General features: G+C 65.4%; 17 protein-coding genes. 10 read left to right on the top strand and 7 right to left on the bottom strand.

Going from position 1 to position 19542, the window contains the following annotated elements; translation table 11 throughout:
- Window positions 1-70: 70 nt before the first annotated feature.
- Window positions 71-1471: an L-serine ammonia-lyase gene (locus tag DK842_RS21140; protein ID WP_114063246.1), complete on the bottom strand. Its 1401-nt coding sequence runs from the start codon at window positions 1469-1471 to the stop codon at window positions 71-73.
- Window positions 1472-1795: 324 nt separating this feature from the next.
- Complete coding sequence (locus DK842_RS21135; protein ID WP_114063245.1) at window positions 1796-2341, bottom strand: YqaA family protein; 546 nt, start codon at window positions 2339-2341, stop codon at window positions 1796-1798.
- A gap of 368 nt (window positions 2342-2709) precedes the next feature.
- Between DK842_RS21135 and aqpZ the strand changes: the two genes are divergently transcribed.
- Window positions 2710-3399, top strand: a complete 690-nt coding sequence (gene aqpZ / locus DK842_RS21130) for an aquaporin Z (RefSeq protein WP_114063244.1) — start codon at window positions 2710-2712, stop codon at window positions 3397-3399.
- Between the two features lie 251 nt (window positions 3400-3650).
- On the opposite strand, the gene DK842_RS21125 is transcribed toward aqpZ, so the two are convergent.
- Window positions 3651-4667 (bottom strand): hypothetical protein, encoded by a 1017-nt coding sequence (locus DK842_RS21125; protein ID WP_114063243.1) that lies wholly within the window; start codon window positions 4665-4667, stop codon window positions 3651-3653.
- A 141-nt stretch (window positions 4668-4808) separates the two neighbouring features.
- Between DK842_RS21125 and DK842_RS21120 the strand changes: the two genes are divergently transcribed.
- Window positions 4809-5144 carry a c-type cytochrome gene (locus DK842_RS21120; RefSeq protein ID WP_114063242.1) on the top strand — a complete coding sequence of 112 codons (336 nt, stop codon included), beginning with the start codon at window positions 4809-4811 and terminating at the stop codon, window positions 5142-5144.
- A gap of 67 nt (window positions 5145-5211) precedes the next feature.
- Here DK842_RS21120 and DK842_RS21115 read toward each other — a convergent pair whose 3' ends face one another.
- Window positions 5212-6240, bottom strand: coding sequence for an LLM class flavin-dependent oxidoreductase (locus DK842_RS21115; protein WP_114063241.1), 1029 nt, complete (start codon window positions 6238-6240; stop codon window positions 5212-5214).
- 200 nt (window positions 6241-6440) lie between these two features.
- On the opposite strand from DK842_RS21115, the gene DK842_RS21110 reads away from it, so the two are divergent.
- Complete coding sequence (locus tag DK842_RS21110) at window positions 6441-6839, top strand: nuclear transport factor 2 family protein (RefSeq protein WP_114063240.1); 399 nt, start codon at window positions 6441-6443, stop codon at window positions 6837-6839.
- 64 nt (window positions 6840-6903) lie between these two features.
- Here DK842_RS21110 and DK842_RS21105 read toward each other — a convergent pair whose 3' ends face one another.
- Window positions 6904-7569 carry a 7-cyano-7-deazaguanine/7-aminomethyl-7-deazaguanine transporter gene (locus tag DK842_RS21105; protein WP_114063239.1) on the bottom strand — a complete coding sequence of 222 codons (666 nt, stop codon included), beginning with the start codon at window positions 7567-7569 and terminating at the stop codon, window positions 6904-6906.
- 259 nt (window positions 7570-7828) lie between these two features.
- Between DK842_RS21105 and DK842_RS21100 the strand changes: the two genes are divergently transcribed.
- From DK842_RS21100 to DK842_RS21075, 6 genes are all read left to right on the top strand, one after another.
- On the top strand, window positions 7829-9445 hold the full coding sequence (locus DK842_RS21100) for a methyl-accepting chemotaxis protein (RefSeq protein ID WP_114063238.1): 1617 nt from the start codon (window positions 7829-7831) through the stop codon (window positions 9443-9445).
- A 258-nt stretch (window positions 9446-9703) separates the two neighbouring features.
- Entirely contained in the window at window positions 9704-10609 is a 906-nt protein-coding gene (gene tauA / locus DK842_RS21095; protein WP_232538549.1) for a taurine ABC transporter substrate-binding protein, read from the top strand.
- Window positions 10610-10611: 2 nt separating this feature from the next.
- Window positions 10612-11397, top strand: a complete 786-nt coding sequence (tauB, locus tag DK842_RS21090) for a taurine ABC transporter ATP-binding subunit (protein WP_114063236.1) — start codon at window positions 10612-10614, stop codon at window positions 11395-11397.
- Window positions 11394-12242, top strand: a complete 849-nt coding sequence (gene tauC, locus DK842_RS21085) for a taurine ABC transporter permease TauC (protein ID WP_198414591.1) — start codon at window positions 11394-11396, stop codon at window positions 12240-12242. The genes tauB and tauC overlap by 4 nt, the downstream gene beginning before the upstream one ends.
- A gap of 22 nt (window positions 12243-12264) precedes the next feature.
- Window positions 12265-13098 (top strand): taurine dioxygenase, encoded by an 834-nt coding sequence (gene tauD / locus DK842_RS21080; protein WP_114063235.1) that lies wholly within the window; start codon window positions 12265-12267, stop codon window positions 13096-13098.
- Between the two features lie 349 nt (window positions 13099-13447).
- Window positions 13448-14710, top strand: coding sequence for a glycerophosphodiester phosphodiesterase (locus tag DK842_RS21075; RefSeq protein WP_168194949.1), 1263 nt, complete (start codon window positions 13448-13450; stop codon window positions 14708-14710).
- A 69-nt stretch (window positions 14711-14779) separates the two neighbouring features.
- Here DK842_RS21075 and dbpA read toward each other — a convergent pair whose 3' ends face one another.
- Both dbpA and DK842_RS21065 read right to left on the bottom strand, forming a co-directional pair.
- On the bottom strand, window positions 14780-16162 hold the full coding sequence (dbpA, locus tag DK842_RS21070) for an ATP-dependent RNA helicase DbpA (protein WP_114063233.1): 1383 nt from the start codon (window positions 16160-16162) through the stop codon (window positions 14780-14782).
- Window positions 16163-16363: 201 nt separating this feature from the next.
- On the bottom strand, window positions 16364-17992 hold the full coding sequence (locus DK842_RS21065; RefSeq protein ID WP_114063232.1) for a methyl-accepting chemotaxis protein: 1629 nt from the start codon (window positions 17990-17992) through the stop codon (window positions 16364-16366).
- A 258-nt stretch (window positions 17993-18250) separates the two neighbouring features.
- Here DK842_RS21065 and DK842_RS21060 point away from each other — a divergent pair, with 258 nt between their 5' ends.
- Window positions 18251-19492, top strand: coding sequence for a TIGR03862 family flavoprotein (locus tag DK842_RS21060; protein ID WP_232538548.1), 1242 nt, complete (start codon window positions 18251-18253; stop codon window positions 19490-19492).
- Window positions 19493-19542: the final 50 nt, after the last annotated feature.

Genomic DNA, 19542 nt, shown 5'->3' with positions numbered 1-19542 from the left:
CAGCGGGCAGGGGCTTAGCCAATAAAAAAGCCGCGGTTTTTGCCGCGGCTTTTCGGGTGGGCGCAGGGCGTCAGCACTCGACGATGTTGACCGGCACTTCGATCACGTTGATGGCCAGGCCGCCGCGCGCGGTTTCCTTGTACTTGGTGCTCATGTCCATGCCGGTGTCGCGCATGGTCTTGATCACGCGGTCTAGCGACACGAAGTGCTGGCCATCGCCGCGCAGCGCCATCCGCACCGCGTTGATGGCCTTGACCGAGGCCATCGCGTTGCGTTCGATACAGGGCACCTGCACCAGGCCGCCCACCGGATCGCAGGTCAGGCCCAGATTGTGCTCCATGCCGATCTCGGCCGCGTTCTCCACCTGTTCCGGGGTGCCGCCCATCACTTCGCACAGCGCGCCGGCGGCCATCGAGCAGGCCGAACCCACCTCGCCCTGACAGCCTACCTCGGCGCCGGAGATGGACGCGTTGAGCTTGAACAGGATGCCGATGGCGCCGGCGGTCAGCAGGAAGCGGACGATGCCGTCGTCGTTGGCGCCCGGCACGAAGCGGTCGTAGTAGTGCATCACCGCCGGAATGATGCCGGCGGCGCCGTTGGTCGGCGCGGTCACCACGCGGCCGCCGGCGGCGTTTTCCTCATTGACGGCCAGCGCGTACAGGTTGACCCAGTCCATCACCGTCAGCGGATCGCGCATGGCGGCTTCCGGCGAGGCCAGCAGCTTGCGGTGCATGTCGGCGGCGCGGCGCTTCACCTTCATGCCGCCCGGCAGGATACCTTCGCGCTCGCAGCCGCGCTTGACGCAAGCCTGCATCACGCTCCAGATGTTGAGCAGGCCGGCGCGCACTTCTTCCTCGCTGCGCCAGGACAGCTCGTTTTCCAGCATGATCTGGCTGATGCTCTTGCCGTGGCGCTGGCACAGCGCCAGCAGCTCGGCCGCGCTCTTGAACGGGTGCTTCAGCTCGGTGACGCCCGGCGGGACGAAACCGGCGTCGACGGCCGCCTCGTCCACCACGAAGCCGCCGCCTACCGAGTAATAGGCGCGTTTGGACAGGCTGTTGCCGGCGGCGTCGAAGGCCTCGAAGATCATGCCGTTGGGGTGGTAGGGCAGGGTCTTCTTCTTGTGCAGGACGAGGTGCTCGCCTTCGACGAAGTCGATTTCATGCGTGCCCAGCAGCTTCAGTTTGCGCTGCTCGCGGATGGCCGCCAGCATGCCGTCCACGGCGTCGGTGTCGACCAGGTCAGGCTGTTCGCCCTGCAAGCCCAGCAGCACCGCGACGTCGGTGCCGTGGCCCTTGCCGGTGGCGCCAAGCGAGCCGAACATCTCGGCACTGACGCGGACGGTGGCGTCCAGCTGGCCGTCCTTTTCCAGGCGGCTGATGAATTGGCGGGCGGCGCGCATCGGGCCCACGGTGTGGGAACTGGAGGGGCCGATGCCGATCTTGAACAGGTCGAAAACACTGATTGCCATGGTAATGCTTCTCTAAGGGAAATTCCCGGCTCGGGGCCGAGTTGTTGTCGGGCGCCGCGAGGCGTCTCTTAGTTTGTATTGTAACGGTTGCCGGGCGAAGGCGCGCGAATGTCCTGCGCGAATCCGGCTATCGCGCGGCAGAACATTCTGGCGGCAGGTTAACTCAGAGCGCCATCGCATGCCACCCTGTCTGCAGCATGGTTTTATTTGGCATATGTCGTTGTTTCCCAAGGGATGCCGTCTCGCCAGGGCTGCCATGCGCAAGGGGCGCGATGCCGGGCCTGGGCTGCGCGGCTGCTAGGCTCCGATAGCCGGAAAGCCATTTCAGAACCACTGGATCACGCTCCGCCAAAAGCTGTCCGGAATCCACAGCAGCGCTGACGTGGTCAACAGGTAGCGCAGGAATTTTCCAATGGCCATGTAGCAGACGCTGGGCCAGAACGGGATGCGCAGCCAGCCGGCCAGGGTGCACAGCGGATCGCCTATGCCGGGCAGCCAGGACAGCAGCAGGATGGGCGCGCCGCGCCGACGCATCCAACGGAAATAACGAGTGTTCAACACGGGTTTTTCGGCGCTCGGGGGCTTGGCGTGAGGGTGGCCGTGCGTTCGCCGGCGGCGGTAGCGCAGCAGCGCGACTTTGGCGCCGTACCCCATCCACCAGTCGATCGCTCCGCCCAGGGTATTGCCCAGCGTGGCGACCGCCAGCACTTGCCAGAACATGTCAGGCTGGAGCTTGATGTAGGCGAATACGGCGGGTTCCGATCCCAGCGGCAGCAGGGTGGCGGATATCAGGCTGATCATGAAAATGGCGGATAAACCCACTTTCGGCAGCGCCAGCGCGCCAAGAAGCCAGTCCAGCAGTCCTTCCATATGATTTTGCGCGGAGTGTGTCGATGGGCGTCAATGATAGCATCGCCGCCTTTCGAATCCTGCTCTGGACTTGGAGGGGACGTTTGGGCTGCCCTGGTTGGGCGGGATGGCTCGATGGGGGGGCGAGTCGTCGCCCGGCTTGCCCATGTCTGCTCTTGTCCAAGGAATGCGGCAGTCTGATCGCACGGGGACGCTTTCCATCCGCGGGCAAGGATTTCGGCCAGCTTGCCGCCGCCGCGAGAGGCGAGCATGCTGGCTTTTTGCATTTGCTATGGTTAAACGACGGCCGGCTCGTCATTCAATGCGCATCTGCCGCGCGGCGGGAGACGGCGGGAGCGGGCCATTTCGAAACGTGAAGAGGAGCGGCGATGAAATCCTATGGCGCGGAGTTTCTGGGCACTTTCTGGCTGGTGCTGGGCGGTTGCGGCAGCGCGGTGCTGGCGGCGGCCTTTCCCAATTTGGGCATCGGTTTTGCCGGCGTGGCGCTGGCCTTCGGTTTGACGGTGGTGACGATGGCTTACGCCATCGGCCATATCTCCGGCTGCCATTTGAATCCGGCCATCTCGATTGGCTTGTGGGCCGGCGGCCGCTTCCCAGCCAGCCAATTGGCGCCTTATGTCGCGGCGCAGGTATTGGGCGGCATCGCGGCGGCGGCCGTGCTGTACGTGATCGCCAGCGGCGCGGCCGGTTTCGACGTGGCCAAGGGATTCGCCTCCAACGGCTATGGCGAGCACTCCCCGGGCGGCTATTCGCTGCTGGCGGCGCTGGTCTGCGAGGTGGTGATGACCATGTTCTTCCTGCTGGTGGTCATGGGAGCGACGGACAAACGCGCGCCTGCCGGCTTCGCGCCTTTGGCGATCGGCCTGGCGCTGACGTTGATCCACCTGATCAGCATCCCGGTCACCAATACCTCGGTCAACCCGGCGCGCAGCACGGGCGTGGCCTTGTTCGTCGGCGGCTGGGCGGTGCAGCAGCTATGGCTGTTCTGGCTGGCGCCGATTGTCGGCGGGATACTGGGCGCGAGAGTGTATCGGCTGATCGCTGGCGAAAGCGAGTGAACCGCGCTTTGTTCTCATGAAGAAAACCGCGGCTCAGGCCGCGGTTTTTCTTTGGGCGATCAGGCATCCACGTAGCGGGCCAGCAGCGCGTCCACGCGCGCGCCGCCTGCTGCGCGCAGTTCGGCGCGCAGCGAATCGGGCAGGCTGCCATCTGGCTCGGCGCGCAGCTGGGCAATGAAGTCATCCAGCGAACGCCGGCCTTGGCTGGCGTCCTGCAGCGCCTGATCCAGCAGGGCGAAGAATGTCGCGCCCTAGGAGTAGAACAGCGGATAGGCCGACTTGTCCCCTTCCCGATGCCGGCGCTCCAGCCGAGCGAGCCCCTGGGCGGGAGTGCGCTCGGGTTTGACGAACAGCTGCCACACTTTGTCTTTTTCCGCTTGCGGCTGTCGGCTTTGCCGCATGGTTTTCAGCCCGTAATAATGGGCCAGCCCTTCGGACATCCAGGCGCTTCCCATGGAGACGCCCGCCAGAGCCAACAGTTGATGCGACTGTTCGTGGGCGAGAATGGCGAGCAGGAAGGTGTCGCGCTCGGCGGTGTCGCGGGGATAGTTGACCAGCAAGCTGCGCATGCCGCCGGCTCCGTTGGCGCTGGAGGCGCCGTCTCTGCCCAATAGCGTCACCAGCAACTGGCCGGAAAAGGGAGCGTTGGGGCGAGGAGGGGGGAAGACGCGGCGCAGCGCGGTTAGCGCCTCGGCGTGATGGTCAAGAAGACCGCGCGCCGCCACCCGCGTCAGATCGTCAGCGACATAGCGGACTTGCCAGCCGGCTACCTGGCGGATGGTTTCCTGCCCCTTGCCGATAGCGTAGAACTCCGGCGCCTCGCCTGTGGCGGGAACATAAGCCTGGGTATCCGGCTTGCCGGCCACGCGGATGGCCAGGATCGAGCCTTCGGGCTTGCCTGATTCGCGCAGCAGGACCGTGGATGAAGTCAGCACTGCCCAACCCGGCAGCGCCAGGCTCTGCTGAGCGGAGGCGTCTGGCCCTTCTGGCGGCGGCGTATTGAGCGTGGCTTCCCATCGCACTTGCCTGCATGCCTGGCTTAGCCGCCAGCGGCCATCAGATTGTTTGGGCAGGAGCGAATGGCCGCAGCGGACATTGGCGATTTGCGCGCCGGCAGGCGCTTCGAGAAACTCGCCATGCCGGTCCGGCAAGTCCAGGCTGAAGCGCGGAGCGGGATGAGGAGAGTCCTCCAGCGATACGGTGTAAGCGGCCAGGGCGGGATGGGAGAGCGGGCCGCAGAGGCAGGCGGCGATCAAGGGCAGGCGCATGGCATTCCGCGATGTGGCAAAGAGGGTATCGACCCTCGAAAACGGCTGGGGTTCCATCGGAAGCCCGCTGGCGCCTGGAGCGTTGGTCTATCAATAAAGCTCAGACCGCGCGGCGGCCATTTCCTTACTCCGGAGAGTGTGATGCGATTTCACGTTTCGATGATCGTGGCGTGTTCCTGTTTTTATTCCCTGGCGTTGGCTGCGCCGGACGGCAAGGAGCTTTACCAGCAGAACTGCGCTGTTTGCCATGGCGATCGGGCTCAAGGCAAAACCGGTCCGCGTCTGGCCGGGGATGCCAGCAAATGGCGCAAGCAGTTGTTCGAGAGGGCGGTGCTGCAGGGGGTGGATGACGAGGGCAAGGCGCTGAAGGCGCCTATGCCTCACTGGAGCAAGAGCAGTCTGAAGGAGGATCACGGCAAGCCGCCCACGAAGGAAGAGGTGGACGCGATTCAGGCTTATCTCAAGACTCTGCATTAAGACGCTCGACCCGGCATCAGGAAGCGCGGGCGGCATGTCCGCCCGCTCCTGGGATTCGGCTGGATGCTCAGGCAGGCTCAGTCTTCGCCGCGCGCAGCCGCGGCAGGAGGCCGGCGATGATCTCGCAGCAGCGCAGCCGGTCCGCGAAGTCGTAACAGTCGACCGACAGCATGATTTCATCCACGCCGGTCTCGTCCAGCAGTTTCTGCAGCCCTGTCCGCACGGTTTCCGGTCCGCCGAACACCGCCGCGCCAAGCCACTCGCCCCGCACGGCAAACGCTTCGCGCGGGCTCCATAAGCCATCCATGCTGTCTACCGGCGGCGGCAGCGGGCGGCGGTCGCCGCGGATCAGATTGAGGAATTTCTGGTACGGCGTGGTGGCCAGCCGCTGGGCCTTGGCGTCGCTGTTCGCTGCAAGCGCCGGAATGCAGGCCATCGCGTACGGCTGGCTCAGAAAGGCGGAGGGCTGGAACAGCTGACGATACTGCTTCAGCGCTTGATGGAGCTGCGCCGGTGCGAAATGGGCGGCGAAGGCGAAAGGCAGGCCAAGTTGCGCCGCAAGCTGCGCGCCGTACAGGCTGGAGCCCAGCAGCCACACCGGCACATCGGTGCCTGTGCCCGGAATGGCGCGAACTTGCTGGCCTGGCCGCTCCGGTCCCAGGTAGCCGCGCAATTCGGCCACTTGCTGCGGGAAGTCGTCGCCGGCGAAACGGTCGCGGCGCAGCGCGCGGGCGGTGAGCGGGTCGGTGCCGGGCGCGCGGCCCAGGCCCAGGTCGATGCGGCCGGGGAACAGCGTGGCCAGGGTGCCGAACTGCTCGGCCACCACCAGCGGCGCGTGGTTGGGCAGCATGATGCCGCCGGAACCGACGCGGATGCTGTGCGTGTGGGCGGCGATGTGGCCGATCAGCACCGCGGTGGCGGAACTGGCCACGCCGGCCATATTGTGATGCTCTGCCACCCAGAAGCGGGTGTAGCCCAGTTGTTCGACATGGCGGGCCAAGGCCGCGCTGTTGCGCAGCGCCTGCGCGGCGTCGTCGCCGGCGACGATGGGCGCCAGTTCCAGCATGGAGAGGCGGGGGGATGCGGAGGATGTCATTCAATTCAGCCTGTGTTGGCGCGCGCGGCCGGCGCCGGCGCGGGATGAGAGCCAGTATACGCAGCGGCGCCGTTCGTCAGAAGCTGGCATTTTCAGGTGGGATAGTTGCCTTTCGGTGCGTATGGTAGTGAAAGAGCTGTCTTGAATTATCCTGGCAAGGCTATATTTGAGAATCATTCCTGTTTGAAAGAGCAAGCACCATGACGAATCGCAGCAATCTGGACATTGTCCGCGCCACTTACGAAGGCAAGTCCGAAGACAATGGCCGCAACCTGCTGGCGGCGCTGGCGCCGGACGCCGAATGGACCGAGGCGGCCGGTTTCCCATACGCCGGCACCTATGTCGGCCCGCAAGCCATCGTGGAGAACGTGTTCCAGCGGCTGGGCGGCGAGTGGGATGGCTACCGCGCGGCGGTAGACCGCTATTTCGTGGACGGAGACAACGTGGTCGCCCAGGGCTTCTACCACGGAACGTATCGCGCCACCGGTAAAAGCTTCACCGCGTCTTTCGCCCATGTCTACACGCTGAAGGGCGGCAAGATCGTCAGGTTCGAGCAGATTGTCGACAGCGCCAAGGTGTGGGAGGCGATGCGTCCCTGATCGCTTCGCGCGATGAAAAACGGCCAGCCCCGGGGGGCTGGCCGTTTTGTTTTGCGCCGAGGGCTTATGCCGGCTGGAGCCGCTCGCCGATGCCGGCGCGCAGCAGGCGCTTGATGATCATCTTGAGCACCACGCCGTACATGGGCAGGAAGAACAGCATGCAGATCAGCACCTTGAAGCTGTAGTCCACCAGCGCGATCTCCACCCAGTTGGCGGCCATGAACGGGTCGCTGCTCTTGTAGAAAGCGATGAAGAAAAAGGCCAGCGTGTCGCTGATGTTGCCGAAGAACATCGCGGCGGCCGGCGCCGCCCACCACGCCTTGAGCCGGCGCAAACGGTTGAACACCTGCACATCCAGTATCTGGCCCAGCGCGTAGGCGGCGAAGCTGGCCACGGCGATGCGGGCGACGAACAGGTTGAACTGCTGCAGCGCAGCCATGCCCTGCCAGGCGCCCTGGTAGAACAGCACGGACACCAGATAGGAGATCAATAGGGCCGGCACCATCGCTGCCAGGATGATGCGTCTGGCCAGCGGCGCGCCGAAAATGCGCACGGTCAGGTCGGTGGCCAGGAAGATGAACGGAAATGTGAACGCGCCCCAGGTGGTGTGAAAGCCGAATATGGTGATAGGCAGCTGCACCAGGTAGTTGCTGGAGGCGATGATGGCGATGTGGAACAAGGCCAGCCGAACCAGCGCGGACAGGCGCTGCCGGTCGGAGAATGCGAACATGATGCGTCCTTTTTGCGGAGTGGGGTGAGGGAACCCAGTAAGCGTCGGCCGGAAAACGACGCCGGCCCAAGCGGGGCGAAATGATACCGCTTTTATGGGGCGCTGCAAATATTGTTTGCAAAATCAAGGCGATTTTCAGCTTATATTCTAGGCATGCATGCGAAATGAGTCGTTGTTTGTTGGACAGGTCGAGCTATAAATATTCTAAGTAAATTCTCGTAAAACGAGCGCGAAACGCAGGGCTTGCAAGGAGCCGGACATGACCATCACCAAACGATTGCTGTTGACCACATTGTTAGCCTTGCTGGCCATGTTCGCCTTGGGCGTGCAGGGTTTGTGGAAGCAGCAGCAGGCGAACGAGCGCTTCGATTACATGAAGGTCAATACCTTTCCCAGCATTCATGCCTTGGATGATGCGAAGGAGGCGCTGGCGGATTTGAGGCTGACGCTGGCGCGCAGCGTGGCCTTGTCTGATCCAGCCGCCAAGAAGGCCGAGTTCGCGTCCCTCGGCGATGTGGACAAGCGCTTCGACGCCGCGCTGGACAAGTACGAGAAGGAGCTGCTTTCCAACGACGAGGATCGCAAGCTGCTGCAGACCGACCGCGACGACATGAAGCTGTATCGCCAGCAGCGCGACAAATACCTGCAGTTGTTGCAAGCCAACAGCGTGGCGGAAGCGGACAAGCTGATGACCGGCGACATGTCAAACGAGGCCAAGGCGCTGAACCAGGCGCTGATCGATCATATCGAATTCAACTACAGGTTGGCGGAGAAGCTGAGCCAGGACAACGACGCCGCCTACAAGGCGGCGTGGTGGCAATCGATGATCCTGGTGGTGCTGGCCGTGTTGGTATGCGGCTGGCTCAGCGGCCACCTGTTCCTCAACATCCGCAGCAGCCTGGAGGCGACGCTGGACACCATGCAGTCGGTGCGCGCTTCGCTGGATTTTCGCCTGCGCGCGCCGGTGATGCGGATGGATGAAATAGGCAAGACCGCCACCGCGTTCAATGAGCTGATGGCCAGACTGCAGCAGAGCTTCCGCGAAATCCGGCATAGCGTGGAGGAGATGGAGGGCTCCATCGTTCATATGGCGGACTCTTCCGGCAACATCGCCTCCAGTTCGGTGCTGCAGAGCGAATCCGCCTCGGCGATGGCGGCGGCGGTGGAACAGGTGACCGTCAGCATCAACCACGTGGCGGACCGCGCCCGCGAAGCCAACCAGCAGGCGCGCGAGGCCGGCGAGATCGCCGATCGCGGCAGCCGGGTGGTGCTGGGCACCGTGGACGGCATCAGCGCGGTGGCGGAGTCCGTGGGAGAGGCATCCGAGCGCATCGGCAAGCTGCGCGACGACAGCGCCACCATCGCCACCGTATTGGGCGTGATCAAGGATATCGCCGATCAGACCAATCTGCTGGCGTTGAACGCGGCGATCGAGGCCGCCCGCGCCGGCGAGATGGGCCGAGGCTTCGCGGTGGTGGCCGACGAAGTGCGCAAGCTGGCGGAGCGTACCGCCAGCTCCACCACCGAAATTTCCGGCGTCATAGATAAAATGCAGCAAGGCACGCAGGCGGCAGTGGCAGGCATGCAGGAGGTGGTGACGCGGGTGAACGACGAGGCGGAGAAGGCGCGCGGCGCCAGCGACGCCATCCAGCAGATCAAGACCAATTCCGAGCACAGCATGCTGCTGATAGGCGAAATCTCCTCCAGCATTATTGAGCAGGGCAGCGCCAGCAACACCATCGCGCAAAAGGTGGAGCAGATCGCGCAGATGGCCGAGGCCAATTCGCGCGCTTCGGCCGACTCGGCCGACTCCGCTCAGGAGCTGCGCAGCCAAGCGAGCAATATTCAGCGCACGGTGGCGCAGTACCAGGTGTAAAGCAGACAACGACAGGGATCGGGGAAGATCCGACAGGGCCGCGAGGCCCTGTTTTCATTTTCTTCAGGCCATGCAATGCGAAATAAATGATAAGCAAGCCAGGATTCATTGCTTAGCCGGGCGCGGCGCGCTTGTTAGATTGGAGCGATCTTCCCACTCGCAGCAAGTAGGCAGGCCATGGCAATTCCCCGAACATTCCTCCAAACCATTCTTTTCTCCCTATCCGCGCTCTCCGCCGCGGCGGGAGCCGCGGATGGGGTGACCATCGGTTACCAGACCGGCATCGACCCCGCCAAGGTGGCCCAGGCCGACGGCGCGTACGAGAAGGCCACCGGCAGCCGCATCAACTGGCGCAAGTTCGATAGCGGCGCCGACCTGATCGCCGCGGTGGCCTCCGGCGACGTGGCCATCGGCAATATCGGCTCCAGCCCGCTGGCGGCCGCCGCCAGCCGAGGCCTGCCGATCGAAGCCTTCCTGGTGGCCGACGAGATCGGCGCCGCCGAGGCGCTGGTGGCGCGCAAGGGCAGCGGCATCGCCAAGCCGCAGGACCTGATCGGCAAGAAGGTGGCGGTGCCTTTCGTCTCCACCACCCATTACAGCCTGCTGGCTGCGCTGCGCCACTGGGGCGTGGACCCGGCCAAGGTGAAGATTCTCAACCTGCGTCCCGGCGAGATCGCCGCCGCCTGGCAGCGCGGCGACATTGACGCCGCCTATGTCTGGGACCCGGCGCTGGGCAAGATCAAGCCCGGCGGCGCGGTGCTGGCCAGCTCGGCGGAGGTGGCCAAATGGGGCGCGCCCACCTACGACATCTGGGTGGTGCGCAAGGACTTCGCCGCCGCCCATCCCGAGTTCGTCTCCCGCTTCGCCCAGGTCTCGCTGGACGCCATCGCCGGCTACCAGGCCAATCCGCAGGCCTTCATCGCCAACGCGTCCAACATCGCCAAGATCAGCCGGCTGACCGGCGCCGCCGCGCCGGACGTGGTGGCGGGGCTGAAAGGCAACCGCTTCCTCGGCCGCGACGACCAGGCCGCGCTGCTGCAGTCGCCATTCGTGGCCGCGGTCGGCAAGACCGCCGTTTTCCTGAAGGCGCAGGGCAAGGTGGAATCGCTGCAGCCGGACTACGGCCCCTATGTGACCAACCGTTTCGTCAAGACGGCGAGGTGAGCATGGCGGCGCTGATCGCAGACAGGGTGTCGGTTCGCTATCCCGGCCAGGCGCAGCCGGCGCTGGACGGTGTGTCGCTGAGCGTGGGCCCGGGTGAGCTGGCGGTGGCGCTGGGGCCGTCAGGCTGCGGCAAGACCACCTTGCTCAATCTGTTCGCCGGCTTCCAGTGTCCCGATTCCGGCAGCGTGCGCTTCGGCGGCGCGCCGGTGGCCGGGCCGGGCGCGGACCGCGCGGTGGTGTTCCAGCAGCACGCGCTGCTGCCGTGGCTGAGCGCGCTGGACAACGTCGCCTTCGGCCTGCGCCTGCGCGGCGTGCCGCGCGCCGAACGCCGGGGACTGGCCCAGAAAGCGCTGGAGCAGGTGGATCTGGCCGATGCCGGCGCCCGCTATCCCTGGCAGCTGTCCGGCGGGCAGAAGCAGAGGGTCGGCATCGCCCGCGCCTTGGCCGGCCGCGCCGGAGCCCTGCTGATGGACGAGCCCTTCGGCGCTTTGGACGCCTTCACCCGCGAGCAGATGCAGGAGCTGCTGCTCAAGGTGTGGGCGGAGTCCGGCAGCAGCGTGTTCCTGATCACCCACGATATCGAGGAGGCGCTGTTCCTCGCCACCGAGCTGGTGTTGATGTCGCCGGGGCCGGGCCGCATCGTCAAGACGCTGCGCCCGCCTTTCAGCCGCCGCTGGCGCGCCGGCGACAGCGCGCGGGCGATCAAGTCCGATCCGGAATTCATCGCCTTGAGAGAACAACTGCTGGCCGACGTATTCGCCCAGCGCCGACAGGAGGCATGGGCATGAGCGGCGTCGAAACCACTGCGGAACAGGAGTTGCTGTCCGTTTCCTCTCGCATTGAGGACGGCCGGAGGCCGGGGCGCGAGCCGTCCCGGCTGTGGCTGGGCGCGGCCAGCCTGGCGCTGCTGCTGGGAGGCTGGTGGCTGCTGGCGCATAGCGGCTGGGTGCCGGCGTTGTTTCTGCCCGCGCCGGAGGCGGTATTGAACAAGCTGTTTGTCGTCGCCGGCCAGGGCTTCATGGACGCCACGCTGTGGCAGCACCTTGAGGCCAGCCTGCAGCGCATCGCACTGGCCTTGACCGCCGCGGTGGCGGTGGGCGTGCCGCTGGGCGCGTTGATGGGGCGCAGCTCGCTGGCACAGGGCTTGCTTGATCCTATGTTGGAGGCATATCGTCCGGTGCCGCCGCTCGCTTACCTGCCATTGATCGTGATCTGGCTCGGCATAGGCGAGCTATCCAAGGTGCTGCTGATTTTCCTGGCGATCCTGGCGCCGGTGGCCATCGCCACCCGCCACGGCGTGGCCCAGGTCAGCCGCAACCGGCTGCGCGCGGCGCAGAGTCTGGGCGCCAGCCGCTCGCAGCTGTTGTGGCTGGTGGTGTTGCCCGAGGCGCTGCCGCAGATACTGACCGGCATCCGCATCGGTTTGGGCGCCGGCTGGTCCACGCTGGTGGCGGCGGAGCTGGTGGCGGCCACGCGCGGGTTGGGCTTCATGGTGCAGTCTGCGGCGCAGTTCCTGGTCACCGACGTGGTGCTGCTGGGCATTCTGGCGATCGCCGCGGTGGCCTTTTCGCTGGAGCTGGGCCTGCGCGCGTTGCAGGATCGGCTGGCGCCTTGGCATGGACAACAAGACTAAATACCAGCAAGAGGGGATTGGAATGAGTTTGCAATTGACCCGCCTGAGCCCGGCGCTGGGCGCGGAGGTGGAGGGGATGGACCTGGCGCGGCCGTTGGACGACGAGCAGCGCCGGGCATTGAGCGAGGCGCTGCTGCGCCATCAGGTGCTGTTTTTCCGCGGCCAGGACATCACGCCGCTGCAGCAGCGCAATTTCGCGGTGCGCTTCGGCGACCTGCATACCCACCCGATTTACCCGCAACACCCGGACGCGCGGGAGATCGTGGTGCTGGACACCGATGTGGCGGATTTGCAGGACAACGCGATCTGGCATACCGACGTCACCTTCATCGAGACCCCGCCGCTGGGCGCGGTGCTGGCGGCGCGGCTGCTGCCGGAGCTGGGCGGCGACACGCTGTGGGCCAGCGGCATCGCCGCTTACGAGGCGTTGTCGGCCAGCCTGAAAGCCAGGCTGGAAGGCTTGAGCGCGGTGCATGATTTCGCCAAATCCTTCCCGCTCGCGCGTTACGGCCTGACCGACGACGACCGCCGCCGCTGGGACGAGACGCGGCGCAAGCATCCGCCCATCAGCCATCCGCTGGTGCGCATCCACCCGGAAAGCGGCCGCCGCGCGCTGTTCGTCAGCGAGGGCTTCACCGTCGCCGTCAACGATTTGCCGGAAGCCGAAGGACAGGCCTTGCTGCAGTTCCTGTTCGCTCATCAGTCGCGGCCGGAGTTTTCGATACGCTGGCGCTGGCAGCCGGGCGACGTAGCGTTTTGGGACAACCGCTGCACCATCCATTACGCGGTGGACGACTGCCGACCGGCGCAGCGGGTGATGCACCGGGCGACGATACTGGGCGACCGTCCATACTAGGCGCGGCGCGCAAAACGCGGGTTCCGCTCCCAGGCGTTTGCCTGATGGTTTGAGGCGCGCGTCCGGCGGCGAAGCCATCCCTGGGGGATGGCTTCGCCGTTTGATGAGAGCGGAGCCCGGCCCTGCCGGGCGACGGTTTGAGCGGCGTTCTGTGGGCGATGGCGCGATGCTGCGCGCTGAAGCTGTTGAACTCAAAGCAGTTGGGCTTGCCGATCCGCATGCCCGTTTTTTGAAAGTTCCTGTCCGACAACCCGGCTACCATGCGGCAAAGCAATATCGGATGCCAATGGAGTTGAGCTCTGTTAGGTGTGGCTATAGGTTTCATCACTCATCGCATGGGAACACAAATATGTTTACTTCATCGATTTCCACACAGTCCATGCCTCATGTCCAGGCGCATTCCGATGTCGGCGGGCAGCCGGATCGCAGCCTGACCCGGCTGAACGAGGGCGAAAAGCAAACCATGCTGCAGTCCCGCGGCTATAGCGAGATGCTGAAGGAACGCACCGGCCACCACCTGTTGCTGACGGCACATCGCGGCACCGGCCCCACCAGCGTGTTCGGCTCCACCTTCCCGGACAAATACCTGCCGGAAAACAGCCTGCAGGCGATCAAGGCCGCCATCCTGGATGGGGCGGACGCTATCGAGATCGACATCTTCAAGTCCGGAGACGGCAAGGTGGTGGTCACCCACGACGACGAAATCTGGCGCAACGCTTTCGGGGCGGACCGCAGCGGCGCCCAGCTCCCGGCAGGGGAGACCAAGGAGTCTTACCTGGTCGGGCAGAAGACGGTGGCGGAGTTGCAAAACATCCCGCTTGGCCGCAATGGCGAAACGATGCCGACGCTCGCCGAGGTGATGGAACTGGTCAACGACGCCAACCAGACGCTGACGCAGTGCGGCAAGAATCCGATCATTCTCAATATCGAGCTGAAAGACGCCGGCGCCGTCACCGAGATGCTGGACCTGCTGGCCGACGGCTCGAATGGACAGTCCGCCACGCCGCTGGAAAACATCGTGTTCTGTTCGTTCAAGCACGAGGCGCTGAAGGAGCTGAAGGAGCGGGCGGAGCAAAGAGGGATGATGGGCATCAATATCGCGCCCGGCATCAAGACCGCTGATCTGTTCGGTAAGGACAATATGAATCCGGATTTTTCGCTGAAGGATCCCGCCGCTGGCTATCACCCGCAAGCGATGCACGATCTGCGCGCGCTGGTGGAGGGCAACGGCTTCCAGGGCTATGACGGCATCTTGTGGGACCTGCGCCAGCCCATCGTGGATCTGGCGGTGGCAGGGAATAAGGCGATCCATGCGTCGACCTCGGACTTCCGCCAATATGCCGACAATCGGGACTTCTCCCATGTGTTGCTGGAGTTGAGCAAGCGCGTCGACACCTTCTTCAAGTGCGACAATGTCGACGACGCCCGCAAGGTGCTGCTGGAATCCAGCATCCTGTTGAACGGCATCGGCATCCAGATGATGCACAAGCAGACGGAAGCCGGCGAGGACTGCTTCTACTTCTATCGCCCGAGCGACCAGCAGGACATCAGCGGCATCCTGCAGAGCGGCGCCAACAAGCCGATTGCCTACTCCAAGCTGGGACGCGACTGAGGGCGGCCGGCGAGGCGAAACGACAAGGCCATCCCGCGGGATGGCCTTTTTGATCTGCGGCGGCGCGGATCAGCCGACCAGCCGCATCTTGAACTGCTTGCCCTTGATCTTGCATTGCGACAGCTTGGCCAGCGCGTCTTCGGCGATGGCGCGGTCCAGCGCGACGAAGCTGGCGAATTCGAAGATGTTGATCTTGCCGATCTGGCTGCCCTGGAAGCCGGCGTCGCCGGTCAGCGCGCCCAAGAGGTCGCCCGGGCGCAGCTTTTCGCGTTTGCCGCCGGCGATTTCCAGCGTCACCATCGGCGGCAGCAGCGGGCCGCCGGGGGCCGGAGTCAGTTCTTCCACGTCGGCCCAGGTCAGGTCGGCCTGCTGGTAGTTCTCGATCTGCACCAGGCGCTTGGCCTCGCTGTCGGTGGCCAGGGTCAGCGCCAGGCCGTGCTGCTCGCCGCGGCCGGTGCGGCCGATGCGGTGGATGTGCACTTCCGGGTCGTGGGTGACGTCGACGTTGATCACCACGTCCAGCTCCTTGATGTCCAGGCCGCGGGCCGCCACGTCGGTGGCCACCAGCACGGTGGCGCTCTTGTTGGCGAAGCGCAGCAGGATCTGGTCGCGCTCGCGCTGTTCCAGATCGCCGTGCAGGGTCAGCGCGTGGAAGCCCTGGTCCTGCAGCTCGCGCACCAGCTCCTTGCAGCGTTCGCGGGTGTTGCAGAAAGCCAGCGCCGAGGTGGGGCGCAGGTGGCGCAGGATGCGGCTCACCGTCTCCAGCCGGGTTTCCGGCTTCACCTTGTAGAACCACTGTTCGATGTGGTCGGCGGTGTGCAGGGACTCCACCTTCACTTCCACCGGATTCTTCAGGAACTGTCCGCTGGCCTTGCGGATGTCTTCCGGATAGGTGGCGGAGAACAGCAGGGTCTGGCGGGTCTTCGGGCAGGCGCGGACGATGCCGACGATCTCCTCGATGAAGCCCATGTCTATCATGCGGTCCGCCTCGTCCAGCACCAGCGTCTTCACGCCGGCCAGGTTCAGCGTTTCGCGGAACAGGTGGTCCTGCAGCCGGCCCGGCGTGCCCACCACGATGTGCGCGCCGTGCTCCAGCGAGCCGATCTGCGGGCCCATCGGCGTGCCGCCGGTCAGCGTCACCACCTTGATGTTGTCGATGGCGCGCGCCAGGCGGCGGATTTCCTGCGCCACCTGGTCGGCCAGTTCGCGCGTCGGGCACATCACCAGCGCCTGCACGCCGAACCAGCGCGGGTTGAGGTTGGACAACAGGCCCAGTCCGAACGCAGCCGTCTTGCCGCTGCCGGTCTTGGCCTGGGCGATCAGGTCGCGGCCTTCCAGAATGGCGGGCAGGCTGGCGGCCTGGATGGCGGTCATCTGGTGGTAACCCAGGCTGTCCAGGTTGGACAGCAGCGGGGCGGGCAGGGGCAGGGTGGAAAAAGCGGCTGGTTTCACAATGACTTGGCGCGGTTGGCTAAAGGCTGGGCAGTGTAACAGCAGTGAGGCTCGCGGCCAAATGCCCGGCGCATTTTCGGTTGGGAAAACGCCCGGTCGAGCCGGGCGCTGTGTTGTTCCTATCTAGTTTTATCAGATGCGGCCGGTTTTGCCGGCTTACGCGCCGGTTCGCCATTGTCGGGAGGGCGAGTGCCCATGCGCTCACACCCTGAACCGCGACACCGAGTCGGTCAGCCGCTTGGCCAGCGCCTCCAGTTCCTCGGCCGCGCCCACGGTTTCCCGGATATCGGCGTCGTTGGCGCGGGCCATGCCGGCGATGGCGTCGATGTTCTCGTTCACGGCCTGGCTGGAGCGGCGCTGCTGCTCGGTCACTTCCACGATCTGCCTGAGGCCGCTGCGCACCTCGGCCGCCGATTGGTTGGCCGCGTCCAGCACGCCGGTCACGCTGGCGGTGGATTGGCGGCTGGCTTCCAGCGATTGCAGGCCGGCGCTTACCGCCTGGCGCACCGCCTCCGTCTTGTCGTTCAGCGATCCGGTGACGGCGTCGATCTCGCTGGCGGATTTGGCCGACTTCTCAGCCAGTTTGCGCACCTCGTCGGCCACCACGGCGAAGCCGCGGCCCTGTTCGCCGGCGCGCGCGGCCTCTATCGCCGCGTTCAGCGCCAGGAGATTGGTCTGCTCGGCGATTTCGCGCACCTCCTTGGTCATGTGGGTGATCACGGCGGTGGAACTGACCAAGTCGCTTTCCGCCTGCGCCATCAGTTGCACCGCGCTTTCCACCTGGCCCACTTCCCGCTGCAATTGGTGCAGGCTCTGCCGCCCTTGCTCGGAGCGTTGCAGACTTTCCTCGGCGCCGCTGCTCACATGCTCGGCCTTGCCGGCGATTTCGCCGATGTGGGCGGCCAGTTGGTCCACCGCCTCGGCGGCGGCCTGGGACTGGCTGTTTTGGCGATGGGAGCTGGCGGCCAGTTGGCCGGCGCCGTCGGACAGGCGGCGGGAGGATTGCGCCACCGCGTCGGCGCTGTCGCTGACCTGTCGCACCAGGCCGGCCACGGTGGCCAGCATCTGGTTGAACAGGCGGGCGGTGACGCCGATCTCGTCCCGGCTGCGCTCCGGCAGGCGGCGGGTGAGGTCGCCCTCGCCCTTGGCCAGTTCGGCCAGGCCTTCGGACATTTCCCGCAGCGGGCGGGTGACGAAGCGGCGGATGAACAGGTATACCACCGCCAGCATCGGTAGCGAAGCGAACAGCGCGAACAAGATGCTTTGCACGCGGAAGCGGTCCACCGCGGCGTAGGGCTTCTCCAGCGAAATGCGCATGCTGACCGCGCCCAGCGGCGTTTTATCGGCCACTTGGTGGCAGGCCAGGCAGTTCTTGCCCAGGTAGTTGGCGGAGGCCAGCGCCGGGTAGACCACGCGCAGATGCTCGCCCAGTTGCGGCGTGGACTCTATCCGGATGTGCGGCTTGCCGTCGGCGAGCGCGGCGCGCTCCACTTCGTCGCCGGGCCTCGCCTTGTCGCCGGCGTTGCCGGGGCCGAACTGTTTGCTCACCCCGTCGCCGCGTATCACGCGCAGGTCGCGCACGGCGGATAGTTCGCGAATCTGATCGAGAAACACGTCGCGCTGGCCCACGGTGCCGGTGATCATCATGCCGGTGAGGCCGGCCATGGTCATTTCATTCATGCTGTGGGCCAGATCCTTGGCCTGTTCCACGGCGATTTCGCGGCTGGCGCGCGTTTCCCAGGCGATCAGTCCGCCCCAGGCTAGAACCAGGCAAATCCAGATCGCGCCGGTCAGCCGCAGCCAGATCGGCCAGTCTGCAAATTTTCTCATCGCTGTTCCGGGGGTGTGGGCCCCGTCTCCTTGTGTGCGCTTCATTGTCTTGGGCGGTTGTTATTATTCTCCTCATGCATTTCGCATTTTATCTCCATTGAATAATTGCCGTCTGGCCTGGATCAAACATCGGGCGGAAACCGCTTGCATTGGCGGATTTGCGCGCCGCGCTTGGGTTGCGGGCGGTTTTCTGCAACAATCGCGGCCTTGCCGGCAAGGCTATGGCGATATCGGGACAAGGGTGTTTGAGGCATGGGCATGAATGAGAAGGCAGGGCGCGTCGTCGCCATCGTGGGCGGCGGACCGGCCGGGTTGATGGCGGCCGAGGCGCTGGCGGCGCGAGGCTATGCGGTGGATGTGTACGACGCGATGCCGTCGGTGGGCCGAAAATTCCTGCTGGCCGGCATCGGCGGCCTCAATTTGACTCATTCCGAGCCGTACCCGGCCTTTGTCGGCCGCTATGGCGAGCGCGCGGCGCAGATCGAGCCGCTGCTGAAAGACTTTGACGCCGACGCGCTGCGCGCCTGGGCGCACGGCTTGGGCGTGGAGACTTTCGTCGGCAGCTCCGGCCGGGTATTTCCCAAGGAGATGAAGGCCGCGCCGCTATTGCGCGCCTGGCTCAGCCGACTGCGCGAGGCTGGCGCGCGCATCCATCCGCGCCACCGCTGGCAAGGCTGGAACGCCGACGGCAGTTTGAAGTTCGACACCCCGGACGGCGAGCTGGCGGTGCGCGCCGACGCGACGCTGCTGGCCTTGGGCGGCGGCAGCTGGAAAAAGCTGGGCTCGGATGGCCGCTGGATGCCGTGGCTGGCGGAGAAGGGCGTGGCCACCGCGCCGTTGTCGCCGTCCAACTGCGGCTTCGACGCCGACTGGAGCGAGTTTTTCGCCGGCAAGTTCGCCGGCGAGCCGCTGAAGTCGGTCGGTCTGTCTTTCCTGGGGGGCGATGGACGGTCATTCAAGCGTGTGGGCGAGTGCGTGATCACCCAAAGCGGCATCGAGGGCAGCCTGATTTACGCCTGCTCGTCGTTGCTGCGCGACGAGATCGCCCGCGCAGGCTCCGCTGCTTGCCATCTGGATCTGATCCCGGCCTGGGACGAGGCCAGGGTGTTGGCCGAGGTGTCGCATCCGCGCGGCTCGCGCTCGCTGTCCAGTCATCTGCAAAGCCGGCTGAACCTGAAGGGCGCGCGCGCCGGCATCCTGCGCGAATGCCTGGACAAGGAGAGCTTTCAGAATCCGGCGCGGCTCGCGGCCGCGATCAAGCGCCTGCCGTTGACGCTGACGGCGGCGCGGCCGATAGACGAGGCGATCAGCACCGCCGGCGGCGTCTGTTTCTCCGCGCTGGACGAGCGGCAGATGTTGACGGTTCTGCCCGGCGTATTCTGCGCCGGCGAGATGCTGGACTGGGAAGCGCCTACCGGAGGCTACCTGCTGACCGCCTGCTTCGCCAGCGGCCGCGCGGCCGGTCAGGGCATCGCAGACTGGCTGGAACAGACCGTTTGATTGGAGGTCCGCGCTGTCGCGGCCCGGCTCTTGCCCTGGGGCGGCCGGCT

The sequence above is a fragment of the Chromobacterium phragmitis genome, assembly GCF_003325475.1.
GTDB lineage: Bacteria > Pseudomonadota > Gammaproteobacteria > Burkholderiales > Chromobacteriaceae > Chromobacterium > Chromobacterium phragmitis.
Note: the sequence above shows the minus strand (reverse complement) of the source record. Positions and strands in the feature narration are given on the sequence as shown.

What these genes read in the sequence shown, in the direction of transcription:
- DK842_RS21120 (WP_114063242.1), top strand. Translation starts at nt 4,809, where the DNA reads ATGCGATTTCACGTTTCGATGATCGTGGCGTGTTCCTGTTTTTATTCC.
- DK842_RS21105 (WP_114063239.1), bottom strand. Translation starts at nt 7,569, where the DNA reads ATGTTCGCATTCTCCGACCGGCAGCGCCTGTCCGCGCTGGTTCGGCTG.
- DK842_RS21115 (WP_114063241.1), bottom strand. Translation starts at nt 6,240, where the DNA reads ATGACATCCTCCGCATCCCCCCGCCTCTCCATGCTGGAACTGGCGCCC.
- DK842_RS21125 (WP_114063243.1), bottom strand. Translation starts at nt 4,667, where the DNA reads ATGCGCCTGCCCTTGATCGCCGCCTGCCTCTGCGGCCCGCTCTCCCAT.
- DK842_RS21100 (WP_114063238.1), top strand. Translation starts at nt 7,829, where the DNA reads ATGACCATCACCAAACGATTGCTGTTGACCACATTGTTAGCCTTGCTG.
- DK842_RS21075 (WP_168194949.1), top strand. Translation starts at nt 13,448, where the DNA reads ATGTTTACTTCATCGATTTCCACACAGTCCATGCCTCATGTCCAGGCG.
- aqpZ (WP_114063244.1), top strand. Translation starts at nt 2,710, where the DNA reads ATGAAATCCTATGGCGCGGAGTTTCTGGGCACTTTCTGGCTGGTGCTG.
- DK842_RS21060 (WP_232538548.1), top strand. Translation starts at nt 18,251, where the DNA reads ATGAATGAGAAGGCAGGGCGCGTCGTCGCCATCGTGGGCGGCGGACCG.
- tauD (WP_114063235.1), top strand. Translation starts at nt 12,265, where the DNA reads ATGAGTTTGCAATTGACCCGCCTGAGCCCGGCGCTGGGCGCGGAGGTG.
- DK842_RS21140 (WP_114063246.1), bottom strand. Translation starts at nt 1,471, where the DNA reads ATGGCAATCAGTGTTTTCGACCTGTTCAAGATCGGCATCGGCCCCTCC.
- tauC (WP_198414591.1), top strand. Translation starts at nt 11,394, where the DNA reads ATGAGCGGCGTCGAAACCACTGCGGAACAGGAGTTGCTGTCCGTTTCC.
- DK842_RS21135 (WP_114063245.1), bottom strand. Translation starts at nt 2,341, where the DNA reads ATGGAAGGACTGCTGGACTGGCTTCTTGGCGCGCTGGCGCTGCCGAAA.
- tauB (WP_114063236.1), top strand. Translation starts at nt 10,612, where the DNA reads ATGGCGGCGCTGATCGCAGACAGGGTGTCGGTTCGCTATCCCGGCCAG.
- DK842_RS21065 (WP_114063232.1), bottom strand. Translation starts at nt 17,992, where the DNA reads ATGAGAAAATTTGCAGACTGGCCGATCTGGCTGCGGCTGACCGGCGCG.
- DK842_RS21110 (WP_114063240.1), top strand. Translation starts at nt 6,441, where the DNA reads ATGACGAATCGCAGCAATCTGGACATTGTCCGCGCCACTTACGAAGGC.